Origin of the sequence: Leptospira mayottensis 200901116, from assembly GCF_000306675.2 — a bacterium.
Taxonomy (GTDB): Bacteria; Spirochaetota; Leptospiria; order Leptospirales; family Leptospiraceae; genus Leptospira; species Leptospira mayottensis.
The window spans coordinates 2,540,884-2,565,953 of record NZ_CP024871.1; the positions used below are offsets into that span (position 1 = coordinate 2,540,884).

Annotated in this window: 20 protein-coding genes and 3 pseudogenes; 17 read left to right on the plus strand and 6 right to left on the minus strand. The window is 41.3% G+C overall.

Going from position 1 to position 25,070, the window contains the following annotated elements; genetic code table 11:
• The first annotated feature begins 191 nt into the window (after positions 1-191).
• The 3 genes and pseudogenes from LEP1GSC190_RS11510 to LEP1GSC190_RS21115 all read left to right on the plus strand — a co-directional run bounded on the left by LEP1GSC190_RS11510 (position 192) and on the right by LEP1GSC190_RS21115 (position 3,850).
• A complete protein-coding gene (locus tag LEP1GSC190_RS11510) occupies positions 192-2,180 on the plus strand; it encodes an LTA synthase family protein (protein ID WP_002764383.1) in 1,989 nt (662 codons plus the stop codon).
• 164 nt (positions 2,181-2,344) lie between these two features.
• A complete protein-coding gene (locus tag LEP1GSC190_RS11515; RefSeq protein WP_004280751.1) occupies positions 2,345-3,439 on the plus strand; it encodes an IS110 family RNA-guided transposase in 1,095 nt (364 codons plus the stop codon).
• 197 nt (positions 3,440-3,636) lie between these two features.
• A pseudogene (locus tag LEP1GSC190_RS21115) lies at positions 3,637-3,850 on the plus strand (hypothetical protein).
• A 141-nt stretch (positions 3,851-3,991) separates the two neighbouring features.
• On the opposite strand, the gene LEP1GSC190_RS11525 reads toward LEP1GSC190_RS21115, so the two are convergent.
• The gene (locus tag LEP1GSC190_RS11525; RefSeq protein WP_002762701.1) at positions 3,992-5,911 is read right to left on the minus strand and encodes a phosphoethanolamine transferase family protein; all 1,920 of its coding nucleotides are present in this window, start codon (positions 5,909-5,911) and stop codon (positions 3,992-3,994) included.
• A gap of 886 nt (positions 5,912-6,797) precedes the next feature.
• Between LEP1GSC190_RS11525 and LEP1GSC190_RS20285 the strand changes: the two genes are divergently transcribed.
• The 6 genes from LEP1GSC190_RS20285 to LEP1GSC190_RS11555 are packed head-to-tail and all read left to right on the plus strand — an operon-like array spanning position 6,798 to position 14,545.
• Positions 6,798-6,857, plus strand: a complete 60-nt coding sequence (locus LEP1GSC190_RS20285; protein WP_228484330.1) for a potassium-transporting ATPase subunit F — start codon at positions 6,798-6,800, stop codon at positions 6,855-6,857.
• 9 nt (positions 6,858-6,866) lie between these two features.
• Positions 6,867-8,543, plus strand: a complete 1,677-nt coding sequence (kdpA, locus tag LEP1GSC190_RS11535) for a potassium-transporting ATPase subunit KdpA (protein WP_004280064.1) — start codon at positions 6,867-6,869, stop codon at positions 8,541-8,543.
• A gap of 10 nt (positions 8,544-8,553) precedes the next feature.
• Positions 8,554-10,638, plus strand: a complete 2,085-nt coding sequence (gene kdpB / locus LEP1GSC190_RS11540) for a potassium-transporting ATPase subunit KdpB (RefSeq protein ID WP_004280215.1) — start codon at positions 8,554-8,556, stop codon at positions 10,636-10,638.
• A gap of 10 nt (positions 10,639-10,648) precedes the next feature.
• Complete coding sequence (gene kdpC, locus LEP1GSC190_RS11545) at positions 10,649-11,233, plus strand: potassium-transporting ATPase subunit KdpC (RefSeq protein ID WP_002762740.1); 585 nt, start codon at positions 10,649-10,651, stop codon at positions 11,231-11,233.
• Positions 11,230-13,857, plus strand: a complete 2,628-nt coding sequence (locus tag LEP1GSC190_RS11550) for a sensor histidine kinase (RefSeq protein ID WP_004280823.1) — start codon at positions 11,230-11,232, stop codon at positions 13,855-13,857. The genes kdpC and LEP1GSC190_RS11550 overlap by 4 nt, the downstream gene beginning before the upstream one ends.
• A 4-nt stretch (positions 13,858-13,861) precedes the next feature.
• On the plus strand, positions 13,862-14,545 hold the full coding sequence (locus tag LEP1GSC190_RS11555) for a response regulator (RefSeq protein WP_002762750.1): 684 nt from the start codon (positions 13,862-13,864) through the stop codon (positions 14,543-14,545).
• 494 nt (positions 14,546-15,039) lie between these two features.
• Here LEP1GSC190_RS11555 and LEP1GSC190_RS11560 read toward each other — a convergent pair whose 3' ends face one another.
• From LEP1GSC190_RS11560 to LEP1GSC190_RS11570, 3 genes are read right to left on the minus strand one after another with little or no spacing between them, the layout of a single operon-like run.
• Positions 15,040-16,329, minus strand: coding sequence for an aminopeptidase P family protein (locus tag LEP1GSC190_RS11560; RefSeq protein WP_002762799.1), 1,290 nt, complete (start codon positions 16,327-16,329; stop codon positions 15,040-15,042).
• A complete protein-coding gene (locus LEP1GSC190_RS11565; protein WP_002762781.1) occupies positions 16,326-17,357 on the minus strand; it encodes a glycosyltransferase family 9 protein in 1,032 nt (343 codons plus the stop codon). The genes LEP1GSC190_RS11560 and LEP1GSC190_RS11565 overlap by 4 nt, the downstream gene beginning before the upstream one ends.
• A gap of 14 nt (positions 17,358-17,371) precedes the next feature.
• Positions 17,372-18,490, minus strand: a complete 1,119-nt coding sequence (locus LEP1GSC190_RS11570; RefSeq protein ID WP_002762721.1) for a thiolase family protein — start codon at positions 18,488-18,490, stop codon at positions 17,372-17,374.
• A 146-nt stretch (positions 18,491-18,636) separates the two neighbouring features.
• On the opposite strand from LEP1GSC190_RS11570, the gene bfr reads away from it, so the two are divergent.
• The 4 genes and pseudogenes from bfr to LEP1GSC190_RS11590 form a co-directional block, all read left to right on the plus strand.
• Positions 18,637-19,104, plus strand: a complete 468-nt coding sequence (bfr, locus tag LEP1GSC190_RS11575) for a bacterioferritin (protein WP_002762783.1) — start codon at positions 18,637-18,639, stop codon at positions 19,102-19,104.
• Positions 19,101-20,345, plus strand: coding sequence for a THUMP domain-containing class I SAM-dependent RNA methyltransferase (locus LEP1GSC190_RS11580; protein WP_004280031.1), 1,245 nt, complete (start codon positions 19,101-19,103; stop codon positions 20,343-20,345). Before bfr ends, LEP1GSC190_RS11580 begins: the two co-directional genes overlap by 4 nt.
• A gap of 15 nt (positions 20,346-20,360) precedes the next feature.
• Positions 20,361-21,476, plus strand: a complete 1,116-nt coding sequence (locus LEP1GSC190_RS11585; protein WP_004280877.1) for an acetylglutamate kinase — start codon at positions 20,361-20,363, stop codon at positions 21,474-21,476.
• 551 nt (positions 21,477-22,027) lie between these two features.
• Positions 22,028-22,473, plus strand: a pseudogene (locus tag LEP1GSC190_RS11590) (IS110 family transposase); the annotation flags it as partial.
• 91 nt (positions 22,474-22,564) lie between these two features.
• On the opposite strand, the gene LEP1GSC190_RS20290 reads toward LEP1GSC190_RS11590, so the two are convergent.
• Positions 22,565-22,750 carry a hypothetical protein gene (locus LEP1GSC190_RS20290; RefSeq protein WP_237578392.1) on the minus strand — a complete coding sequence of 62 codons (186 nt, stop codon included), beginning with the start codon at positions 22,748-22,750 and terminating at the stop codon, positions 22,565-22,567.
• On the opposite strand from LEP1GSC190_RS20290, the gene LEP1GSC190_RS20295 reads away from it, so the two are divergent.
• The 4 genes and pseudogenes from LEP1GSC190_RS20295 (at position 22,672) to LEP1GSC190_RS11610 (ending at position 24,398) form a co-directional block, all read left to right on the plus strand.
• Entirely contained in the window at positions 22,672-23,064 is a 393-nt protein-coding gene (locus tag LEP1GSC190_RS20295; protein ID WP_004280231.1) for a transposase, read from the plus strand. The two genes, LEP1GSC190_RS20290 and LEP1GSC190_RS20295, sit on opposite strands and share 79 nt — an antisense overlap.
• Positions 22,968-23,330 carry a transposase gene (locus tag LEP1GSC190_RS20300; RefSeq protein ID WP_237578380.1) on the plus strand — a complete coding sequence of 121 codons (363 nt, stop codon included), beginning with the start codon at positions 22,968-22,970 and terminating at the stop codon, positions 23,328-23,330. The genes LEP1GSC190_RS20295 and LEP1GSC190_RS20300 overlap by 97 nt, the downstream gene beginning before the upstream one ends.
• Positions 23,331-23,348: 18 nt before the next feature.
• Positions 23,349-23,797 (plus strand): annotated as a pseudogene (locus tag LEP1GSC190_RS11605) (transposase); the annotation flags it as partial.
• A gap of 256 nt (positions 23,798-24,053) precedes the next feature.
• Positions 24,054-24,398 (plus strand): DCC1-like thiol-disulfide oxidoreductase family protein, encoded by a 345-nt coding sequence (locus tag LEP1GSC190_RS11610; RefSeq protein WP_004280670.1) that lies wholly within the window; start codon positions 24,054-24,056, stop codon positions 24,396-24,398.
• Here the strand turns inward: LEP1GSC190_RS11610 and LEP1GSC190_RS11615 are convergent.
• A complete protein-coding gene (locus tag LEP1GSC190_RS11615; RefSeq protein WP_036035972.1) occupies positions 24,375-25,070 on the minus strand; it encodes an iron-containing redox enzyme family protein in 696 nt (231 codons plus the stop codon). The genes LEP1GSC190_RS11610 and LEP1GSC190_RS11615 overlap by 24 nt on opposite strands.

Consider the following 25,070-nt stretch of genomic DNA (forward strand, 5'->3'; position numbering starts at 1 on the left):
TGTAACGACAACAGAAGTAACGTACTGATCTGTTCGTGACAGCAGAACTCAAAGAAATGTATTTTTTGGAACCGTATTCGAGCAAAATATTTTTGACTTGAGCGTCCACCTCCACTTAAACCTATTATAACTATAAGTTTTGAGAATCCGATTTCAATTCTCAATCCATATCACACGCAAAAAGAGTCAGAATGTTTCAACGTATCCCCACCCACTTAAAACTCGTCTTAGGTTATGTTCTCTACTTCGCTTTTATTCTCTTCCTGTACAAGATCGCATTTCTTTCGGTGTATTGGTATCGACTCCAAGACGTTCCTTTCAAAGAAGTCTTACTCGCGTTTCTTCTAGGCTTTCGTTTCGACCTCGTCGTGATCGGAATGACCTTGGGATTGTTCGCTCTTCTTTCCGTATTGCCGTATTTAAATCGATTCAAACTATATCGCTTTTTTTGGGGATACACTCCGATCCTTTTGGGAATTTGGATGATCGCACATCTGATCGCGGACATCATTTATTTTGAAAACGCAAACAAACATATCGGTTATGAAGGATTCGTATTTCTCGGAAAAGATTTAGGCGTGATTCTTAAATCGGCCTTGGAGCAAAACACGGTTACGTTTTTGATCGGAATTGCATTCCTACTATTTTTTCTTCCCTTATCGACATGGTTATTTCTTAAATACAACCCGTACCGATATCGGGAAGAATCTTGGAAATCCACACTGTTTCAGATCTCGGCCGTTTTGGTCGTTACGATCATCGCAATCCGAGGAGGCATTCAAGAATCTCCCATAAGAGCTACGAACGCAATCGTTTCCGGAAACAACTTCGTAAACAATATCGCACTCAACGGCGTTTTCACTTCGATCATGGATTTAAAAAGCCAGTCCATCCCGAAATTCTTAAAATTGGAAACGGAGGAAGCAATCGAGATCGTACGAAAAGAAATTTCCTATCCGGGCTCAGAATTCGTCAGCGATAAATATCCGATCTTACGCGTTCAACAAGAAACCAATCCCGGAACTCCTCCCAATGTAGTCTTAATTATGCTTGAAAATTGGACGGGAAAATTTATCAAACCGATCTCGAACGGACTTGTAGAGGGAAAGGAAGTCACACCGTATTTTAATCAGCTCTTAAAAAAAGGAAGATTCTATAATCGATTCATCGCCTCCGGCGGAAGAACCACAAATGGAATGATGTCGATCCTTACAGGGATTCCCGACCGTCCAGGTCTGACCGTAGTGAGAACGCATCAGGTTCTCGGAAACTTTTCTGGTATCGGTAATATTTTCAAAAGAATGGGTTATGATACTTATTTCGTGACCGGTGGAGATTTAAGTTTCGACAACAAAAGTACTCTTATGCCTCACTGGGGCTTCGATACCGTACTCGGGGAAAAGGAAATCGCAAAGTTAGGAAGATTTCAACTGGGAGCCTGGGGATACGACGACGCAGACGTATTACAATTGTTGCATGAACGAATTTCCACTTCTAAAAAACCGATTTTAGGTCTTGCCCTGACCCTGACGACTCACTACCCCTATAGGACTCCTTCAGAAAAATTCAGGATTTTTGATACTTCCACAAGAGATTACGATTTTTTGAACGTTTACAATTACGCAGATTGGGCGATTCATAATTTTATTACCCAGGCCGAAAAATCGAAATACTTCAAGAACACTATTTTCGTTTTCGTTGCGGATCATACCCATCACAGATATCTGGATTACTACGAGGACAGAAATGTTCCATTTCTGATTTATGCTCCGGGAAGAGTCGTCCCTGCGTTAGACGAAACTATCGCTTCCCAATTGGATGTAATTCCGACGATCCTGGGGCTTGTTGGTAAGAAGGCCGTTTTTTCCTCTATGGGAAGAAATCTTTTAGCTCCGGGAAGAACTCGAACGGCCTACTTTGCTTATGGAAATTTATTCGGCTGGATTGAAAATGATCTTTTTTATTTGAGATTTTTCGATGGGAAAGAAGATCTTTCCTACAATATCAATCCGCCTCGTGAGAAGAACAACTTCTGCGACTTGGATCCGAAGGTCTGCGATGAAATGAGCAAAAAGGCAAAGGCATACCTAAACTTAAGTTACGAATTGTTGAATCAAAATATCGTTTTTCCTTCGGAAACCGAATTACAAAAAGTAGTATCTACTAAAACGAATCCGTAAACAATAATAGAAAGATTCGCTCGCAATATAATAATCGCTTTTGCATTTGTTATACCGAACTCTCATTACTTACTAAGACAAAATGGCGCCCCTTCTGGGCTTGAAAAGCGTGGGTTAGATGCAAGCATTTACCACAAAACAAGAAAACCAACAGAAGGAACGTAATGAAAAGAAAAGTATATGTAGGAATGGATGTCCACAAAGAAACGATTAGAATTGCGTGTTTAACGAGCAATACAAAGGAAATAGTAAAAGAACAGCAGATAAAACATAATGAGGTTCAGATCAAAAAGTTCGTCAATAAACTAAAATCAGAATGGAACGAGATACATAGTTGTTACGAGGCGGGAGTAACCGGTTATCCACTTTACAGAAATCTAAAGTCTTTGGGAGTGAACTGTATCCTTGTAGCGCCAGGAAAGATACCAAGACAAAGTTCGGATAAGATCAAAACGGATAAGAGAGACGCGATCAAGTTAGCAAAATTATTACGAAGTGGAGAATTAGAATCGATTCATGTACCGAGTGAAGAGGACGAAGCGGTAAGAGATTATTTGAGATCCCGTGACAGCCTTCGTTTGGATTTAGGAAGGAATCGTCAAAGGTTAATGAAATTCTTATTAAGAAAGGGTATAACTTACTCAGCAACAAAGTATTGGACAGTCAGTCATAACAAATGGTTGAACAATCTACAGTTTAACAACGAGATCCTTCAAGAGACGTTTAACGACTATTATAGTCGGGTAAGAGTTCAAGAAGAGAATTTAAAAGCGATGGATAAGAGGATACAAGAGATAGCGAAAAGTGAACCGTATCGAGAGAAAGTAGGAATATTAAGATGTTTCCGAGGAGTGGATTATCTAACCGCAATGTTTTTACTTTGTGAGGTTTGTGACTTCAAACGATTCAAAACAGCCGGTTCGTTCATGAGTTTTTTAGGACTTGTTCCGGGAGAATATTCCAGCGGTTCCAAAAGAAAACAAACAGGGATAACAAAAACTGGAAGTCCCAGACTTCGAAGAATATTGACAGAAGCAGCTTGGCAACATCGTTTCCCTGGAACGGGAAGTAAGATTGTAACCGCACGTAGATCGGGACAACCTGCGTTAGTTGTTGCTTTGGCGGAAAAAGCATCTCTCAGATTACACAAGAAGTTTCGTAATCTACAGCAAAGAGGAAAAACTCCTCAGGTAATGATAACGGCAGTTTCAAGAGAGTTATCCGGATTTCTTTGGGCAGCGATGAATCTGGTTGCATAGAGTTAGAGTAATGTTTCATCCAATAATTGAATTCGTTAGAGAAGATGTACGATAAAGGAGGAATACTTGTTGGCTCAGTGTTGAAGCAAATTTGAATTTCAAATTTGACCTTCGTTTTAAGACTAAGAACAGCTCCCGATGTATAGATTATCCTGCGGTATCCAACCCGCGAATATCAGTCTGATCAATCGTCGCGAATGCTTTTCTCTAACGAGTTAAATTATTGGGTGATTAAAAAAAAATGCGAAAAAATATTTACAGCTCCGGATGGGGGCGCCATATCAGAGCCCGTCTCAAAATATAGGAACCTCGATGAGAAGCTTAACGGTTATAAAATATGCTCGAAAGCTCGTAAACTACCCAAAGGACGTAATTTGTGGGAACTTCTATATTTTATTACGAACTTACTGAACGATTGTAACTGGTTTCTTTAAAGGTTTTTAAGACAGGTTTTAAATTAAAAAAGAATGTTATTTCCTTCTATCGCGTTTTCAGAGAAAATTCCCAATCAATTAGAAAAGGGTCACAAATAGCAAAAGTTTTCCGTAAGAATCAAAATTTAATTCCGGAAGCGGCATAAAGATCATAACAAAGACCGCATTCATCCAATTGTCTACGAATCTCTCGTTTTTCTTCTAAACTCAGGCCGGGCCAGAGATTCTTTTTTTCATATGGATCCGTTCGAATATCATAAACTTCTTCATCGGGTGGAAACGAATTAAGACGAAGCATATAATGCAAATTTCCTTTGATATAACTCATTCCAACTCGATAAAGAGAAGTTTCGTTATTATTCGCGATAAAGATACGACGACCTTCCGGAAGATCCGAAAGAAGAGAAGCCCCTTCCAATTTTGAGAGATAACTTTTTATCTCGGGTTGATTAGAAACACCTAATATTTCCGCGACGGTCGGTATTAAATCCGTATTGGAAACGTTTTTATCAATATTCCTTTTCAAACGCTCCCGAAAATGATTTTTCTCCTCCGGCAAGAAAAATACCATTGGAACCGCCAAAGTTTCGATATGATTACTTTCTATATGTCCGACGTAGTTGTGTTCGAAAAGCGCCTCTCCATGATCGGAAACGAAGATCACAAGAGTATTTTCCATCAGTTTTTCTTCATTCAAAAAATGGAATACTTTTTCCAAAAGATGATCCAAATAACGGACGGAATTGTCATACGGTGCGTAGGTATCCTTACCGATCGGAAAATAAACAAATTCTTCCGGAACGATATACGGAAAGTGATTCGTGTTCAAATGTAAAACTCCGGCAAAGTTGCGACCCTTGCTTTTGAGAAGTTTCACCTGATTTTGAAATTCAGTCACCGTTTCACGATCATCAATCCCTATATCATTAAAAACACCAAGTCCACTGATTTCCTTATTCCATAAAAAATCGATTCCCGCGTTTCTAAAAAAACCTGAAAAATTATTCCAACGGAAACTATGACTCGAAATATAAAATGTGGAAAGCCCCGCAGCCTTTCCGTATTCCCAAAATAAAGGAAAACTATGAGTCATGGAAACAGGTTGAATCGGAGACACACCCGACAACAAACTCGGAACCGAAATCAAAGTAGAACTTGCATTCGAATACGCGTTTTGAAAAACCACAACGGATTCATTCCGAGCGTTTTGTGTCCAACGATTCAAAAACGGAGTCGTGTCCCTATCGTAACCGTAAAGAGCCATATTCTTTCTACGAAGACTCTCACCAAGGATGATTAAAATGTTTTTTCGAAACGGAGTAGGACTTTTGTTCAACTTCGGCTTATTTCTCGATTGTAGTCCCGCGGAACCGAGTCGATCTCCCGTAAGAACATTGTAAATGTTCCGATTGATAAACGAAATCGAATTCGTGTCCGAAACGTAAATCTGGTCGTTAAATCGTGTATTATTGTGAAAAAAAGCGGTAAGAATAAGAACCCCAAAAAGCAAACCAGAATAGATACTCCTCGTAAATCGAACCGGCTTAAAATTTGCGGACACAACCTTCAAACTAAGAAATATCAAAACGAAAATAAGTAAGAAACCTATCAGACTCGAAATCGTCAGTCCACCCTTGAAGATGGTCCAACTATTAAACGGTTCTTGAAAAATATAAGAAAAAACAAAGAAGTTCGGCATGATTCCCGCGTATAGAAAATATCCGTAAGAACCGATTATACAACTCGAATAACCGAAGGCGGAAAATATCAGTATGCTCCAATACGCTTTTTTCTTTGATGCAGACGAAAGAAAAGCAAGAGAAAAAAGCAACAGAGAATAAATCAAAATCGAATAAAAGAAAGAAAGGAGATAATAGTACCACTGTAAAACCTCCATCTGACTTAGAACTTTCCACCGTAGTCCGAGATCTACGAACAGGATCAGAGACGGAATGAGAAAAATGAAAAAAAATCTGAATCTGGACTCGGAAATAAAAGAATGAAAATCATCCCATTTTTGTCTGAATAAAAAAAACAAAAAATACTCCGTTCTTGCTTGAAATAAGACCGATCTTACCTTAATACGAAATTTTATTTTTTATTCGGATCATAAACCGGAAGAGAAAGAAACATCCCAAGCTCCATATAGTAAGCAATTGCTTACATGTTTATCTTTAAGAGCGCCTTAGAAATCAAGTTTTTTTCAAATGGATTTAAAAAAATACTCTTCCCCTACAAAAATAGGAGTCTCCTAATTTTATAATTGATTTAAGGAAATCTGATATTCTATCTTGAATTGGTTAGCCGCCGTATCGATAACTCTGAGCAAATTCCCCCATTTAAGCGAACGGGGCCGTACATGAATCAAGGATAAAAAAGCGTAGCTCATAAAAACACTATGATAAAAACTTTAAAAAAATGCCGTTGAGCTTTTAACAAAGACAAAAGAGTCATTAACTTTAGTTTCAAAAGACTTGGAAATCTCGGTAAATACGTTAATAAATTGGAAAAAATATCCAATAACCGTTTCAGGATTAGGGAATGAGCGCTGAAAGAAAGTGTTAGTCGAAGTGCGCAAGGGAGATCCTAAAAAAATCCGCATTCACGGATGTTTTTTTCTTTCAGGTCAAGACGACATCACATTTCTGTCTGTTGGAATTTTATAAAATTTCAACGCGCGATACCGATAGATTCTCCGTTTAAGATTCAAACTCTGTTTCAAATCGTACCCATTTGCGTTGATTCCTAACAACTTCTTAACTTCGTTTTCCGCTCTTTAACCCGAGCGCTCTTGACTGGGAAACGAGTCCATGATTCACTATGAGCATGAAGAATCCGAAAATTTTCACGTTCAACCCCGTATTGAAACGGACACATTCAGGAAACGATATATTATGAATCCGAAGACAGTTTTGGCCTTTGGCATGGGCGGACTTTGTCTTGTCTATTTGGTTTATTCTATTTTTAAACCGGAGAAATTCTAAGGAGATTTTATGGCCACGGAATGGATTCAACTTTCGATTTTTCTTTTTTCAATCTCAGTCTTTTCTCCCCTATTCGGTCTTTGGCTGCATAAAATATTCACCTCATCGGAGGCTCTAAAATTCGAACCGCTTTTATACAAACTCTGCGGAATCGATCCGAAACGGAATATGGACTGGAAAGAATATACGATCTCACTTTTGTTATTCAACCTATTTGGCTTTATTCTTCTGTTTCTGATCCTGCTCTTTCAAAATTTTCTTCCTTTCAACCCTTCGAATTTTGCGGGACTCGATATCTATCTTGCGTTCAATACCGCCGTAAGCTTTACAACCAACACAAACTGGCAGGCTTACAGCGGAGAATCGACTTTGAGTTATTTTTCACAGTCTGTCGGATTAACGGTTCAGAACTTTCTCAGCGCGGCGACGGGGTTTTGTGTCCTTCTCGCACTTTCAAGGGGGCTTTCGGCGAACTCAAACGCATTCGCGCTCGGAAATTTTTGGAAGGATTTAATCCGAGGAATCTTATACGTTCTTTTTCCTTCGGCTTTTGCGCTTGCTTTAACGTTAGTCGCAACAGGATTGGTACAGACATTTTCGAGTTACGTGACCGCAAACACATTGGAGGGTGCAGAACAAATCATCCCGTTAGGACCCGTAGCCTCGCAAATCGCGATCAAACAATTAGGAACAAACGGGGGAGGATTTTTCGGAGTCAATAGCGCACATCCTTTCGAGAACCCCACTCCCCTTTCTAATTTCTTTCAGATGTTTTCCATTCTGATTCTTCCGGGAGCATGCGTATTTTTATACGGAAGAATGATCGGAAATCTCAGACACGCATGGGTGATCTTCAGCGTAATGTTCACGGTTTTTTGTATCGGAGTAATTACAGTTTGGTTCTCCGAATCCTCCTACAATCCTATTTTCGATTCGTACGGCTTTTGGGAAGGAAAAGAAGTCAGGTTCGGAATCTTAAACAGCGCGGTCTGGGAGGTAGCCACCACAGTAGCGTCTAACGGGTCCGTCAATTCCATGCACGACAGTTTTTCTCCGATCGGCGGTCTAATAGGAATGTTGAATATACAACTAGGGGAGGTAATATTCGGAGGAGTCGGAGCCGGTATGTACGGAATGGTCCTTTTTATTCTTCTTACCGTTTTTTTGAGCGGCATCATGGTGGGTCGTAGTCCGGAATATCTCGGTAAAAAAATAGACAAAGTAGAAATCCGAATGTCGATCTTGGGAATTCTTTTACCGTCTACCGTCATTCTTCTTTTTACAGCGATTTCGGTGAGTTTACCGGACGCCTCATCCTCGTTGTCAAACCGAGGACCACACGGACTTTCCGAAATTCTGTATGCGTTCTCATCCGGAGCCGGAAACAACGGAAGCGCGTTTGCCGGTTTGAATGTTAACACTCCGTATTATAATTCCATGTTAGGAATCGCGATGTTGATCGGAAGATTCGGAGTCATTCTCCCCGTTCTTGCGATCGCAGGAAGCACCGCGGTCAAAAAAAGATCCGAGGTCGTTTCGGAAGGTTCCTTTTCCACGGAGGGAGGAATATTTTACGTTTTACTTCTTTCCGTAATCGTGATCGTAGGCGCGTTGACCTTTTTTCCCGCACTGACAATCGGACCGATACTTGAACATTTTCTAATGTTACAAGGCAGAACTTTTTAAGGAGAACCGGATGAGCCGTAAATCAAAAGGTTTCTTCGAATCGGGAGTCTTAAGGGAAGCCGTCGTAAACACATTCAAAAAATTGAATCCACTTTCTCAAATTAAAAATCCGGTGATGTTCGTCGTTTTTTTAGGGGCGCTTTTTACGATCTGGATCTTCTCCAAAGACTTATACCACGGAATTTATTCCTCCTTTAACCTGCAGATCGGTTTGTGGTTATGGTTTACAGTTTTTTTCGCGAATTTCGCGGAAGCGATCGCGGAAGGAAGGGGGAAGGCCAGAACCGACAGTCTCAAAAAAACCAGATCCAATGTCGTCGCCAAAAAACTCGTAGACGGTAAGATCCGTCCGGTTCCCGGAACATCCTTAAAAATCGGCGACTCGGTGTTATGCGAACCGGGGGATCTGATTCCGGGAGACGGAGAAATTATAGAAGGAATCGCGAGCGTGGACGAATCCGCGATCACGGGAGAATCCGCTCCCGTAGTAAGAGAAAGCGGAGGAGATCGAAGCGCGGTCACCGGCGGAACTAGAGTGTTAAGCGACAAGATTATAATCACCATCACGGCTGAGCAAGGAAATACTTTCTTAGATAAGATGATCGCTCTTGTGGAAGGCGCAAAACGGCAAAAAACTCCGAACGAAATCGCACTTACCATGCTTCTTTCCGGTTTGTCTTTCGTATTTCTGGTCGTGGTCATCAGCCTGCCGTTCTTTGCGGAATTCGTCGCAAAGGAAGGAGGACAAAAAGCCGATCTATCCGTCCCCGTTTTGATTTCTCTTCTTGTCTGTCTTATACCCACGACGATAGCCGGGTTACTTTCCGCAATCGGGATTTCCGGCATGGAACGCCTGATTCGGTTTAATGTGATTTCAAAAAGCGGAAAGGCGATCGAGGCCGCAGGTGATATCGACATTCTTCTTTTGGACAAAACGGGAACGATCACGTTAGGCAACAGAGAGGCAAGGGCATTCTTCCCCGCACCAGGAGTGGAGGAAAAATATCTTGCGGACATCGCACAACTTTCCTCTCTTGCGGACGAAACACCGGAAGGAAGATCCATTGTCGTATTAGCAAAAGAGAAATTCGGGATCCGAGAAAGAAATCTTACCGAAATGGAAGCCGAATTTATTCCATTCAGCGCCTCTACGAAAATGAGCGGATTGGACCTAAAGAAAGAAGGAATAGTGACCCGGAGAATCCGCAAAGGGGCTGGGGACGCGATCAAGGCCTATCTCCAGAACTTCGGTCAAAAAATTTCCTTCGAAATGGAAGACGTCATTCAAAGGGTTTCACAAAAAGGAAGCACTCCGATTCTTGTCGCGGAAGACGACAAACTTTTGGGAGTGATCGAACTCAAAGACATCGTCAAAGGCGGATTGAAGGAAAGATTTGCGAGTCTTCGTAAGATGGGAATCAGGACCGTCATGATCACCGGAGACAATCAACTCACCGCTGCCGCAATCGCCGCAGAAGCGGGAGTGGACGACTTCTTAGCCGAGGCGACTCCTGAAACAAAACTGAAAAAAATCAGAGAACAACAAAACAAAGGTTATCTCGTTGCGATGATAGGAGACGGCACTAACGATGCGCCGGCACTCGCTCAATCCGACGTAGGAGTTGCGATGAACACGGGAACTCAGACCGCAAGAGAAGCGGGTAACATGATCGACCTAGACAGCAATCCGAGCAAGCTCATAGAGATCGTTGAAATCGGAAAACAACTTCTGATGACGAGAGGCGCTCTGACAACTTTTAGTATCGCAAACGACATCGCAAAATACTTCGCGATCATTCCTGCGCTCTTCGGAGCTTTTTATGCTACGGCCGACGTTGTGGACGGTCCTTTATCCGTTCTCAACTTAATGCATCTCAACTCGCAGAAAAGTGCGGTGCTCAGCGCGGTTATTTTCAACGCGTTAGTCATTCCGGCCTTGATTCCTTTAGCGCTGAAAGGTGTGACTTATAAACCTCTGGGAGCGGACAAAATATTAAGGCGAAATCTTTTGATCTTCGGTTTTGGCGGTATTCTTACTCCGTTCTTAGGAATCAAATGTATCGACATGATCCTAGTCTTATTAGGGCTCGATTGAGGAGAATTTCATGTTAAACACGGCATCGATTGCGATCAGAACCCTTTTATCTCTTACATTTATCACCGGAATTCTTTATCCGATCGTCATTACCGGATTTTCCGAACGCTTTTTCCCGTCCTCATCAAACGGAAGTTTGATACGAGTCGACGGCAAAATCGTAGGTTCGGAACTGATCGCCCAAAAGTTTACAAAAAACGAATATTTCTGGCCTAGACCCTCAGCCGGAAATTATACAACGGTGGCTTCGACGGCGTCCAATTCAAGTGCGACTAACGCTTACTTGAAATCGAAAATCGACGAAAGAAGAAAGTTCCTTTTGGCGAAACATCCGGATCAGAAGAGCGTTCCTCCCGATCTATTGTTTGCTTCCGGTTCCGGGCTCGATCCTCATATCAGTCCCGCCGGCATTCAATTTCAGAAAAATCGGGTGATCGCTGCGAGAAAATTGACTCAAGAACAGATTCTTCTATTTCAAAAAATCATAGAACAATCTCTGGAGCGGCCCACACTCGGATACATCGGAGAAAAACGCGTCAACGTACTTCGATTGAACTTGAAATTGGATGGTGAATTCGGAAGAATCAAAGAATGACCGACTGGAGCGAAAAATCCAAATTGGATCCGGATGAACTTCTTCGTAAGATCCAAGCCGAGGAAAAAAAATCCATTTCAGGAAAACTGAAAATTTTTTTCGGCATGGTCGCCGGAGTCGGTAAAACCTACGCGATGTTAAACGCCGCACGCGCGCTTAAAAAGGAAGGCGTGGACGTGGTGATAGGTTACATAGAAACCCACGGAAGAAAGGAAACGGAAGAATTATTGGAAGGATTGGAAACTCTTCCGAGAAAAAGTATGGAACACAGAAAAATCCGATTCGAAGAAATGGACATAGACGCCATTCTCAGACGGAAGCCCGAAGTCGTATTAATAGACGAATTCGCGCATACGAACATACCGGGAAGCAGACACGTAAAACGTTATCAGGACGTCTTCGAAATTTTAAATCACAGCATCAACGTATTCACAACTTTGAATGTTCAACACTTGGAAAGCCAAGTGGAGACCGTCGAAAAAAATACTTCCGTAAAAATCAGGGAAACGATTCCGGATTCTGTTTTGGACGTGGCAGACGAAATTCTGTTGATAGACCTTTCTCCGGATGATCTCAGAAAACGTCTGCAGGAAGGAAAAGTCTACATTCCCGAAAAAGCGAATATAGCCGTGGATCATTTTTTTAAAAAGGAAAATCTGGCGTTTCTTCGTGAGACGGCACTCAACTACACCGCGAGACACGTGACCACCTCGCCCGATTCCACGAAATTCAGGGAAAAGATCCTCGTCGCGATCGGCGCAAATCCGAATTCTTACTCCTTATTACGTTATGCGAAACGTCTTGCTTACGAAAGAAACGGGGAATTGTTCGCGATCTATAATCAAACGAGGGAAAATCTTTCTAAGGAACATCTAAGTCGACTCGAAAAGAATCTAAATTTTGCGAGAGAACTCGGCTCCGAAATTCTTTACGCCGCAGATGAAGATCTGGTGGAAGCCGTTCTTCGTATAGTCGAGCAAAAGGGCATAACGCGTGTGGTTTTGGGAAAATCTCCGATGTCTTGGTGGAAAAAATGGAACTCTCCATCTTCCAAACTCGCCAGGATCACGTCGAACTTCGAACTCTGCCTCGTTCCTTATGATCATACTTCTTTTTCGGAAGAAGAATCCGCACTGGGGCGATTCTTAAGAACCTCATCGGGTGGGAAACAATACGTCGCTTCGGTCGCATTCATTTTATTGGCGACTTGTATAAGTCTTTTTCTGGAACCTATCACGGGTTACTGGAGCATTTCCTTTTTGTATCTATTTTTCGTATCGGGAATCGGATCCGTTTTCTCCAAAGGCCCAACGGTCTTGGCCGGTTTGTTATCCGGAATCTTTTGGGATTTTTTGTTCATTCCCCCCAGATACACTTTCTTTATCGAAAAACTGGAAGACGTTCTGATGTTCGGTTCTTTTATTTTTATTTCGATCATCATCGGAAACGTCACCTCCAGGTTGAGACAAAAAGAAAAAGTATTGATCAACCGCGAATTACGTTTGACCACGTTATTCGATCTTTCCAAAGAATTAGGGCACGCAAGGGATATCCGTCAAATCGCCCGGATCGGAGCCGATTATCTTAAAAAAGTCTTTCAGACGGACGTTGCGATTCTTCTGGAAAATCAGGGAAACATAGATCCGAATTCTTCCAGGGCCGGAAATTTTTTTCCGGACGCGAAAGAAACCGCAGTCGCAAACTGGACGTATAAGAACAAAATCTCCGCGGGAAAATTTACGGATACTCTGCCCTTATCCTTAGGAACCTACTTTCCTATGATCGCTCCCGGAAAAATCATCGGCGTGATCGGTATTGTCCTCGGTGAAAGATTGAATCTCGATCAGGAAAATCTTTTGCTCACCATGGGGAATCAGATCGCGCTAGCGTTGGAAAGGGAATTGTTATCCGAAGAGACCCGGACCAGATATCTTGCAAATCAATCCGAACGTTTATATACAATTATCTTTAATTCCCTTTCACACGAATTAAAAACCCCTCTCTCTACGATCCGAGGCGCAGTTACGGCTCTTTTAGAACCGGAAATAGACAAATCATCCGAAGCCCGCAAAGAATTGTTAAACGAAATCAACGAAAGCAGTATGATTCTGAACCTTCTTCTCGGCAATCTTCTGGACATGAGTCGTTACGAATCCGGTTTTTTGAAGTTGAGAATGGACTGGCACGATCCTTCCGATCTCGTGCACGTCGTAGTAAGAAGACTCAGACAAACCGTGAAAAACAGCCGTTGTGTGATTCATCTTCCCGAAAATCCGATCCCTACTTGGATGGATTTCACTCTAATGGAACAGGCACTTTTCAACGTAGTCTTCAATGCGGTTCAAATTTCTCCGGAAGGATCTCCCGTAGCCATCGAACTTCTTCCCGATAAGGATAAGATGAAATACGTCGTGGAAGATAACGGTCCCGGAATCCCGGAAGAAGAACTTGATAAAATCTTCGAGAAATTTTATCGAAGTAAAAATCAAAGTCACATAGGAAGCGGCCTTGGTCTCTCCATCAGCAAGTCCATCGTGGAAACTCACGGAGGCACTTTGATCGCTGAGAATCGAAAGGAAGGAGGAGCCAGATTTTGTATCCACATTCCGATAAAACCGGGCTAACCGTATGAATCCTAAAATTCTGATAGCGGACGACGACGATCGTATCCGTAAAATGATAAGAATCAGTTTAAGCGCTTCCCATTACGACGTAATCGAATCGGCGACGATTGGGGAAACCATACTCAAGGCCGCAAAAGAATCTCCGGATGTCATTCTTTTAGATCTACAATTTCCGGACGGAAACGGGATCAAGGCTCTTAGAGAGATTAGAACCTGGAGCGAAACCCCCGTCATCGTGTTATCCGTTCTGTCTTCCGATCCAGAAAAGATCTCCTTGTTGGACGGGGGGGCCGACGACTATATTACAAAACCATTTAGTATGGGGGAGCTGCTCGCGAGAATTCGAGTGGCGCTTCGCAATAAAACACAGGAGCCGGGTTCTCCGATTTTTATTTCCGGAAATTTATACGTGGATCTATCGAGTAGGAACGTTCAGGTATCGGGAGAAACGGTGCATCTTACTCCGATTGAATATTCTTTCCTATCTCTTTTAATCCAACACGCCGACAAGGTTTTGACTCAGGAACAAATCATCCGTCATATCTGGGGGCCTTTCGCAAAAAACGAATCGGGTCCTCTGAGAGTTCACGTAGCAAGCTTAAGAAAAAAAATAGAAACGGACTCTTCCAACCCGGAATTACTACTGACCGAACCGGGAGTAGGTTACAGACTGTCCGTAAATGTATAATAAAGTTTCGGAGTTCCTATATTCCAAGATCTTAAACCTCTTGTTTTCGTTATACCCGCGCTATCTTCGTCTATCAATTGTTAAACGAATTGATTGGCATAACTTCAGAAACGAACATTCCAGCACGTATGAATTACATAATAATCTATTGAATCCTTATTTAAGGTGAGTTCGGTGGTTCGAAATGAGAAAGCGATTTTCTAAAAGTAGGAGTCCCTCTTACTTTTAGGATTTGTTCGTAAAATCGCAATTTGTTGTAGTTCCCACATTTTAAAATAGATTTACAAAGTTCAAATTCCAACTTCCTACAAAAAAAATGAATCAGGGATTTCTTACGCCGAACTCACGTTAATCTACAGATCCCAGCATAACCCTCGCTTTCGTATTTGTTAAGCCGAACTCACGTTGTTTAGGATCGGAATCCGACTGCACGTTTAGATTTCCATCGTTTTTCAGCAGAAAAATTCGATCTGTAAAAAAGCAGTGAGGCGTTGTCAGTTTTTTCTAGATTCTATCTCGTCTACTTCCTTAGGAATCATCGAAGTCAAGTTTAAAGGATTAGAACCTTGCACAAGAACGTCGTCTTCGATTCGAACTCCAATCCCTCGGAATTTTTCCGGAATCTCAAGATCGGTAGGATCGAAATAAAGCCCGGGTTCGATCGTAATCACCTGACCACTTTCTAATTTTTTAGAAGATCCGTTCTGATAATAAGCACCCACGTCGTGAACGTCCATTCCCAGATAATGACTGGTTCTATGCATATAATACTTTTTGAATATTCCTTGTTCTAGGATGGAGTCGATCGAATCCCGCAATAAACCTAGATCCTTCAAACCTTCCACGAGTGTTCTAACGGCTTGATCGTGAATCGCGACAAATTCGACTCCTTCCTTTGTGTTTGACACAGCCTCCTTTTGCGCCTTTAAAACGACTTCATACACTGCTTTTTGTTCAGAAGAAAATTTTTTACCCACAGGAAAATTTCGAGTAACGTCCGCGGTATAATATCCTTTTTCCGCACCGCTGTCCACAAGAACGAGTTCACCGTCGTTCAACTTACAGTTGTTAGACGTATAGTGTAAAATTGTAGCATTCTTTCCACCGGCGACTATATGTCCGTAACCTCCTCCCCAGGCCCCATGTTTTAAATATTCGGATTCTAAAATGGCTTCAAGTTCGTACTCGTACATACCGGGCTTAGATTCTCTCATAAGCCTTTCATGGCCCAAAGCGGTAATCCTAGCGGATTCTCGAAGCGCATCAATCTCCGCTGGAGATTTAAACATACGCATCCAATGTAAAAAATCGGGAGATTCGATTCTTCTCGGCCCAAATTTTCCCTCCCTGGATCTTTGATTGAGAGAATAAATCCATTCGATGAGTTTCGTATCCCGAACGAGATTTTTTCCGAAAAAATGATACAAGGTATGTTGATTGAGGAGGATCTCGTCCAGTTTGGATTCCCACTCCGTCGTATCAAACGACTCGTCGAGCCTTAAAAGCTCTTTTGCCTTTTCCTTTCCGACTCTAATCCCGGTCCAAATCTCCTTTTCCTTATCCTTGGGAAGAACAAAGATAGATTTATAAGAATTTTTTAATATTAGAATCCCGTCGGATTCGTCAAGGCCGGTGAGATAATAGTAGTCAGAATCCTGACGAAATTTATAGTCTACGTCCCGATTTCGGATTAAATGAGAAGCCGCAAAAACGATCAAAACCTCTCCGTCTTTGAGCTTTTTCTGAACTTCCGCGATTCTTTCTCTATAAAGGGTATGAGTCATTTTACATTTCCTTTTTCTAATTGGATCGCCGCTTTAAACATCTTATCCATATCCTGTTCCCTCATACAACGAAAATGTCCTTCCGGACAAACCTTTCCACCATGAATCCCACAAGGACGACAATAAAGCCCCTGGATCTCGGAAATAAAGAAAGAATCTGCAAGAGGAGTATAACCGAAATCAGGAATAGTTGCACCAAAAACCGCTAATGTGGGAATATTAAACGCAGAAGCAAAATGAATAGGAGAAGAATCATTGCTGATCATCAAGGCAGTTTTGGAAACCAAAAATGAAAGCTCGGGTAAGTTGGTTTTTCCCGCAAAATTAATTCCGTAACCAGCACCCACTTCTTCACAAAGATCGATATCCGCTTTGGAGCCGATAAGAACTACTTTTTTTCCGGATTCTTTCGCAAGACGTTCTCCTAAAATTCTAAACTTAGAAGCAGGCATCCGTTTCGTTTCCCAAACCGAACTCGGCGCGAGTAAAACGTAATTCCCTTCTTCGAGCCCATTCTCTTGCATCAAAACTCGAACTCGAAAGATAGATTCTTCGCGCCAAAAAAGTTCAGGACGTTTTTGTATTTTAGAATATTCCTCTCTGTCGTATAACAAAGAAAAAAGTTTTTCCACCTCGTGCATTCCTTGAATAGACCTCGGAATTTTTTTTGTGAGTAAAAAAGAAAAACCCGCGGATTCGTAACCGATTCTCACCTTGGCCCTACTAGCAAACCCGATCAAAGTGGAACGAAAGGAAAAATGTGGGAGGATACAAAGAGTATAACGTTCTTTTCGGAGACTCCACAAAAAAGAAAAAAATTTCCACAAAGATCTTTTAAATTCTTTCTTATCCAGAGGAATCAGTCTGTCTATATAAGGGTTAGCTTCCAGCACACTTTCGGTCCCTTTATTGACTACGACCGTAAGGTGTGAATTCTGATATTTTTTTTTGACTTCCCGAAAGAAGGAAGTCGTTAAGATCAGATCCCCTAAAAATGCAGTCTGAACCAGAAGTATTTTTTCATTCACCGTTAAATTCCATTCTAAACTTTGGAAAGAATCGTCGCAAAATTGTTTATCCCTAATCCACCAATCGAAAGAGCCAAGCCGTTTTGAAAACGTTCCTCTTTATACATCCAAGTCTGTAATTCCGCAATTTGAGCAAGACCGGAAACTCCCACAGGATGCCCCCTCGTTTTCAAACCACCCGAGGCATTGATCGGGAGTTGTCCATCAGGATGAGTTTTACCTTCCCGCACATAACGCAGAGCCTTTCCTCTCGGAAAAAGTCCCGCGTCTTCGGCACCGATCAACTCGAAAGGAGTAAACGCATCGTGAAGCTCGGCAATCTGAATCCGCTCCGGTTTTAAATCGGCTTCTTTATACGCTCCCGCAAACGCGGAAACACTGGAAGGGAAACTTAAAAAACCCGGAGGAGAAGAAAGATCTCCGATCCCGTGACCGATTCCACGAACCTCAAGCCGTTTGGGAGATTTCGTTTTTTCAGAATCGAGTAATACCGCACAACTCCCGTCGGAAAGAGGAGAAATATCATACAGACAAAGAGGACTCGCAAAGAGAGGAGAATTAAAATATTCTTCTTCCGTAATATTCTTCCGAATATGAGCCTTTTCGTTCCTCAGTCCGTTGTCGTGCAACTTCTTGGAAAGAGCGTATAAATCCTTACGGTCGTATCCGTACTCGTGCAGATAACGTGTCGCTATCATTCCCCCACCTTGAGCCATGGACATCGCAAAACCTTTCTGACGTTCAGACAAAACACTCCCTAAAAGAAGATTGTTTTGCTCCCTTTCCAAACGACTCATCACTTCGGTAGCAATTACAATTCCTCTTTGAAATGCTCCCGATCGCAGAAAGTAAACGGCAGTATGAAGAGCACTCGCTCCCGACGAAGAAGCGGTCTCCGTTCTAATAGTAAATAAATTCTTTAAACCAAGGCTCTCCTTAATTCTTGCAGAAAGAAAGATCTCTCCCGTGTATCTTTCGGGAGCCATCGCAGCAAAAATAAGAAACTGAGGTTCAAACTCAGAATTTCTTTCCAAAAGTTGAATTGCAGTTTGATAAGAAAGAGAATGATAATCAAGTGCAGTCTTACCGAAGTGACTGAGTTCCGAATCGAGAATAAAAACGGGTGCAGACATCAGAGTCTATGTTTTTAAAAATTGTGAGATTGAAAATCAAAAAAAATTAAATAACGCAAGTAAGACGACTTTTCATTCGAGTTTCTAAACTATCCTTGCAAAATTAAGAATGATTTTTATACTGAATTGATAACAAGGAGAAAACAATGAAAGGTAATAAAGAAGTACTTGAGATTCTCGCAGAAGTGCTTTCTGCAGAACTCACAGCAATCAATCAATATTTTATTCACGCAAAGATGAACAAGAACTGGGGTTTTAAAAAACTTGCAGATTTTATGAAACACGAATCCATAGACGAGATGAAACACGCAGACGAAGTGATCGATCGTATCCTTTATCTGGACGGCGTACCTGATCTTCAAAAATACATGAAGATTAACGTAGGAAAAAACATCGAAGAAATCTTAAAAGTGGATCTCGACTTAGAATACGCGGCTGTGGAAAGATTCAATCGTGGAATCGCGATCGCGGTTAAGAACAATGACAACGGAACCAGAGAGCTGTTTGAAAAAATTCTCGTCTCTGAAGAAGAACACATCGATTGGATCGAATCCCAACAAGAAATCATCCGTCAGATCGGCGTTGAAAACTATCTCGCGCAGCAAATAGAGTGACAAATTTTAAAAAACCAATTCCTAAAAAATCTCTCCGGTTAAAATCAAAAAAACCTGCTATAAAAAATTTTCCGAACGATCCAAGGCAAAAACAAAATCCTTTTAAATCGGAATGGGATTTTTCAAAACCGGATTCTTTCGAGTACCATGCATCTTGCCCGGACGGACTTTCCGGGCTTTTAAGAGAGGAAATCTTAGAGGCTGGTCTAAAAATTATTTCCGAAAATAGAGGCGGAGTTTTTTTTCAAGGTTTAGCGCACACTCTCAAGGAATTCGCACTTTCCACTGGAATCTCGTCCGGAATCAGCATTTCTTTAAAACACTGGAAAGTGGAAAATCCCGAGGATCTTTACGATCAGGCTGTCCAATTTCCGTTTGAGAAAATCCTCGGACCCGAACATTCTTTTCGAATCGATTCGACAACCAAGGATTCCTTGAAAGATTCACGTTATGCGACATACAAGCTCAAAGACGCCATTTTTGATCGATTTCGCTCCCAAGGAAAAGAACCCCCGAAGGTCTCTCGAGACGAACCCGATTTTTTATTCTATCTTCGTTCCCATTCCGATCATGCAAAACTTTCCCTGGGACTCAATACAAGACCTCTTCAACAAAGAGGACATGGAAGAATCGGAGGACCGGCTCCTATGCGGGAAATTCTCGCATCCGCTTTGGTTCGATATTCGGGATGGAACACCAAATCATCGTTATATGATCCGTTCTGCGGTTCGGGAACCATCGTAGTGGAGGCGGCTCTCAAACTTTTATACAGCGGTTATACGAATTACAGAAGCCTGACGGCTTCTCTTCCGTTTAAAAAACTCTTTGGGGAAACGAACCTCAACGTAAAAAATTATTCCGAAGTGAAAATTTTCGCATCGGACAAGAACGAAACAACTTTGAATCTTGCAAGACAAAATGCAAAGAACGCAGGTGTGGATCACTTGATCACTTTTTTTGAATCGGATGCTACTGTTTCCGAAAACGAGAAAAAAATTTCCGGCGGTTTTATCGTGACCAACCCTCCTTATGGAGTTCGAATAGGTACCAAAGAAGAAGCCAAGGAAATTTATGTTGTATGGGGCAAAAAGCTCAAAGATCATTTTGCGGGAAATATCTTGGCACTCGCTTGCGGAGATACCTCACTCTTAGGTTTTCTCAAATTGAAAAAAGATAAGGAGCAATCCCTAACGATTGGTAAGCTCGAAGGAAAATTAGTTGCCTACACTTTGGGCAAATAATCCAATCGAACCGGAATGAAACATCAAGAAATTTTCCTTAAACTTTTGGAAGTCACAGATAATACTAAGGATTCGTTTCAATTTCTAAAACTTTTCCGTTCGATCGAACCTGAAAAGTTCGCTGTGATCTATGCGGATTCCGGTACACTTATGGAGTCCGCAGAAGCACTCCTTTACAATCTCAAGATTCTTCATAAGTTAGATTTATATCCGGTTGTCGTTTTAGACAAAGACGGAATTTCCTACACCAATCTCTTTTATAGAAACCATAACAAAGAAGAATCCCCGTCGATTCTCCCCGGAAAATTATTCCGACATCCTCAAAATTTAGCGGGTGCGGTCATTTCGGCCCTTTCGGAAAAAAAAATTCCGGTTTTTGTCACGGGGGAAAAAGGGCCGCCTCTTTTCACATTCTTGACTAAGCTCTGCTCCACTCTGCATACGAAAAAGCTAGTTCATCTTTATTCGAGAGGAGGAATTTTCTGCGAAGGGAATAAAATTTCGATCTTCGATGTCGACTCTTCCATAAAACCAGACCCAGAAGATGCTTCGCTTTTGTTTTTTTGTTTAGAACTTTATAAAAATGTAAAGGATAAGGAATTCGGAATTGCGGTTACATCCGCTTCCTCACTGTTGAAAGAATTATTTACGATTAAGGGAAGCGGAACTCTGATCCGTAGAAAAAATAGAATCGACTTCATCCCGGATCATCGTTCGATTTCCAGAGATAAGTTGAATCTTCTGATTGAAAAAGCTTTTCAAAGATCTCTGAAAGAAAATTTTTGGAGTCAAGAGTTTGCTGGAATCCTTTTAGAATCCGAATTCAAAGGTTGTGCGTTGGTAAAAAAAACCCCTTTCGGAACATTTCTTTCCAAGTTTGCGGTAGACGAAATTGCCAGAGGAGAAGGTGTCGGAAGAGATATTTGGGACGAAATGACCCGCAAATTTCCCGTTTTATTCTGGAGAGCAAGAAAGGAAAACACGATATCCAAGTGGTACATGAAAGTCTGTGACGGAATGCAAAAGGAAGGAATCTGGATTTATTTTTGGATTGGAGTCCAGGAAGAGCATATTCCGGGTATTTGTTTCTTTTTAAGAAATTATCCGCAAGATCTATCGAGCGATCCATAGAGAGCGAGATAGCCGTAGATAGCGAAAACATTACCGAGCGACCGTAGAAGCGAGGTTGAGTTAATCGAAGGTTCTTAGCGCAGCTAAGATGAGCGATCCATAGATTAGTATGATTCTTGGATGTGAGGCAGTTCCGAGTATGATATTCTTGAATCGACGGAGTTAAGAAGGCCGGTGGCAGATTGATCGCTCTGCCAGTCGTTTGAAGAGGTTAAGACATCTCGCTCCTGAACTCGAAGTATAACGCTCTCTATTTCTCACAATTACTTGGATCTCTTCCGACAATCCTCTGTGAAACGTGCGCGCCCCACCCGCGTTTGGGTGGAGGAGGAGAGGTGGCGGGAAGACTCCGGTGATTTTTCTCTATCAGAAAATCAGACTTTTTGCAAGTAAAAAGCCTCGTTCTTGTCGGAACACTTGAAAAAATATGTGTTTTGGAGTCTTACTATTTCAAAATTCCTCTCAACTTGTAAGTCCGCCTTCTGAACTGAAGGTCGCAGAGCTTTCTCATGGGTCGCTCTCTTGGGGTGATACCTCGATCCATAGATGAATCTCAATCCTTCAGAATCGCAAAAACGATATTAAAAGTTCATAAAGAAGTTCAAGTGATCGTATTGAATCCGGGAGACCTTGCTACAATTTACCAATCCTTGAAAAAGACGGATAAAGAAGACTCGCTCAAGATCACAAGACTCATACAACGTTTTCCGATAGACGAATTGCCGGTCGTTCCGATTCCTTCCGATGAAAAAAAGGACAAAAGAAAACTATGCACCGAACAGTAGAATTGTGTAAAACAACTAACACAAAACAAGAATCGGCTTCACAGTTTATTTACTCAGGCTGGTGTGACTCAAATTACAAAGAAACATTTACGAACTAAACTCTCAAGAGAATTCTACATAAACTTGCTTCCTGAACGATACAAAAAAGAAGCAGAAAGAATTTTAAAAGTTTAGGCTTAGTAGAACTAAATCTAAAACTAATAGAAGAAGAAGAGGTTATCTCAAAAACCGTCATCCGTGTAGTCAGATTTAAAATTTCTTGTACTTAAACTATAAATAATATAATTGATCGTTATGAGCTGATTAGGTGACTAACGAACGAACAATGCAATTTGCTTTGCGATTGACTTGTAGAACCCGAAGCAAGAGATGACGGTAAAGGTCGTCCGCGTGTAAATTCAAGATCGATTTTGGACGGTATATTATGGATTCTTCGCACCGGTGCTCCGTGGATGGACCTACCTGATAGATATCCCGCATATCAAACATGCCATCGAAGATTCCAAGAATGGCGCAAAAATGGAAGCCTGGATAAAATTTTAGAAGCGCTTCTTCATGACTTAGAAATAAGAGGCAAGATGGATTTAAGCACGTGTTTCATTGACGGGACTTTTGTTCCTGGAAAAAAAGGGGCCTACGTATTGGCAAAACTAAACGGGGAAAGGGTACAAAAGTCATGGTTATCGTCGACAAAAATGGTATTCCTATCTCCGCCGGGATTGAAAGTGCTTCGCCGCATGAAAGTAAGCTCGCGGAAGGTGCAATCATCCGCAAAAAAGTCAAAGGCAAAATCAAAGATTTAGTCGGAGATCGTGCTTACGATTCTGATCCTTTAGATGAATATCTTAAAAAGAAATATAAAGTAAATTTGATCGCTCCACACAAATCAAATCGAAAAAAGAAAAAGACACAGGATGGACGTAAGTTGCGGAAATATCGTGGAAGATGGAAAATTGAACGAACTTTTTCTTTGGCTACAGAACTTCAGAAGATTTGCAACTCGATACGAACGAAACGATCAAAACTTTTATGGAATTCTGATACTCGCATGTATCATGATCGTTATTAGGAGTTTTTGAGATAACCTCAAATTAAAGAAGCCTTAAAGAAAAACAAGGCTTATGCTCAAACGATCCTTTCGATGTCAGGAATTGGCTTGTTCACTTCTTTAGAGATCATGAGTTATATGGGAGATTGTAAAAGATTCTCTTCGGCTAAACAAGCCGCTTACTACGTAGGTCTTGTGCCGAGGGTTGATATTTCTGGAGACTCCGTTTATTACGGCAGAATTGTCAGCCTTCAATTCGAAGAGTGATCGTTCAGGCGGCCTGGAGCCTTGTCCGTTGTCAATATGGCGGAAAGATAAAAGAATTCTATCAAAGATTATATCCTAAAAAAGGTCCTAAAAAATCAATCATAGCGACTTCTCGCAAAATGATCGAAATTCTTTATACAATGATTAAAACGGGAGAGCTTTTCGATTCTATGCCGGATAAGGTTCTCAATCGTAAGTTGATTTATTATGGTCTTATATAAAAAATAGCGGAGGGGACTTGACACAAGAAATATAGGAGAGAGAAGGATAGTCGTAGATAGCGTAATCGAAGACTCTTAGCACAGCTAAGATGAGCGATATAAAAGAGTAACTTTTCTAATACTGAAGTAACTTAGGCGAATTCGATCTATGATATTTTAAGAAAAAATGGATTGAAAATAAACAATAAATTACAATTCTATGAAATGTAAAACGCAACAATGATTTCTCCAAATTTTTATTAGAATTGATCTCAAGATGGATACCCGAGTTTTTTTATACGATGGAGAGTGTTCGTTTTGCTCCAACCTCGCAGCCAAACTGCAAAATCTGAATCTCGACCCCAAGATCAGATTTAAGTCCTTTCGCGATTTTTCAGAAAAAGAATTGAGAGAAATCCATCCGAATTTGAATATCAGCGTCGCAGAAGGAAACGTTCAAATGATCGCAAACGGAAGGAGATATCCCGGATTTTTTGCGGTCCGAAAGCTCAGTCATTCTTTAAAAGGGTACCGTTGGATTGCACCACTTCTTTATCTTCCCTTGATTCCAATTTTAGGAATGATCGGAATGAATTTTCTAAAGTCCTTGAAAAGTCGTTAGGCCATCGTAAAACACAAGTCTTGCATCTAAAGCAAGCCTGCTTCCTTCCATTATTCGATTTCTTTTTTCCTCCGTGTCCGCCACAATTTCGATTAAGCGAAAAAGTTTTTCGGCGTGAGATTCGTCCGCATTTAAATTGACTTGAAAAAATTTTCCTTCCGGCAAACAAATTCGCTTCTTTAGATCCTTGTAAGACTTAAACATTCTAGAATATTCTAATTTAAGCAAGTATTCGTTCGCTGGACCAAGCGCACCCAGGGCAGAGTAAAAATCCGTGGTAGTTATCCTCCGCATTAAATCTATATAAGACTTTGTTTCGGGAAGTCTATGTATATCTTGCACCACCTCGCCCATATCCGAAAGAAATTTTTTTAAGATACAAACGTGAGAATCTTCCGCATTACCCTCGCCCAATTCCTCCCAAATATTAGAGACAAGAACGATTTTTGCGTCTACAGAATCACTGATCGCAGCCGTATTTAAAAACCAATTTACAAAGTCTATGCTGACGAAGTATTCCTGACGAAGCCAGAGAAGAAGGTCTTCCTTTTCCATTTTCTTTTCCTTTTTTTCCAACCAACAATTGGAAACCAGGACCGGATGATTCCGAACCGATTCTTCCAAAGAATTTCGAAAGGATTCGGAAGTTTGAATAGGGATCACTGTCTGCAT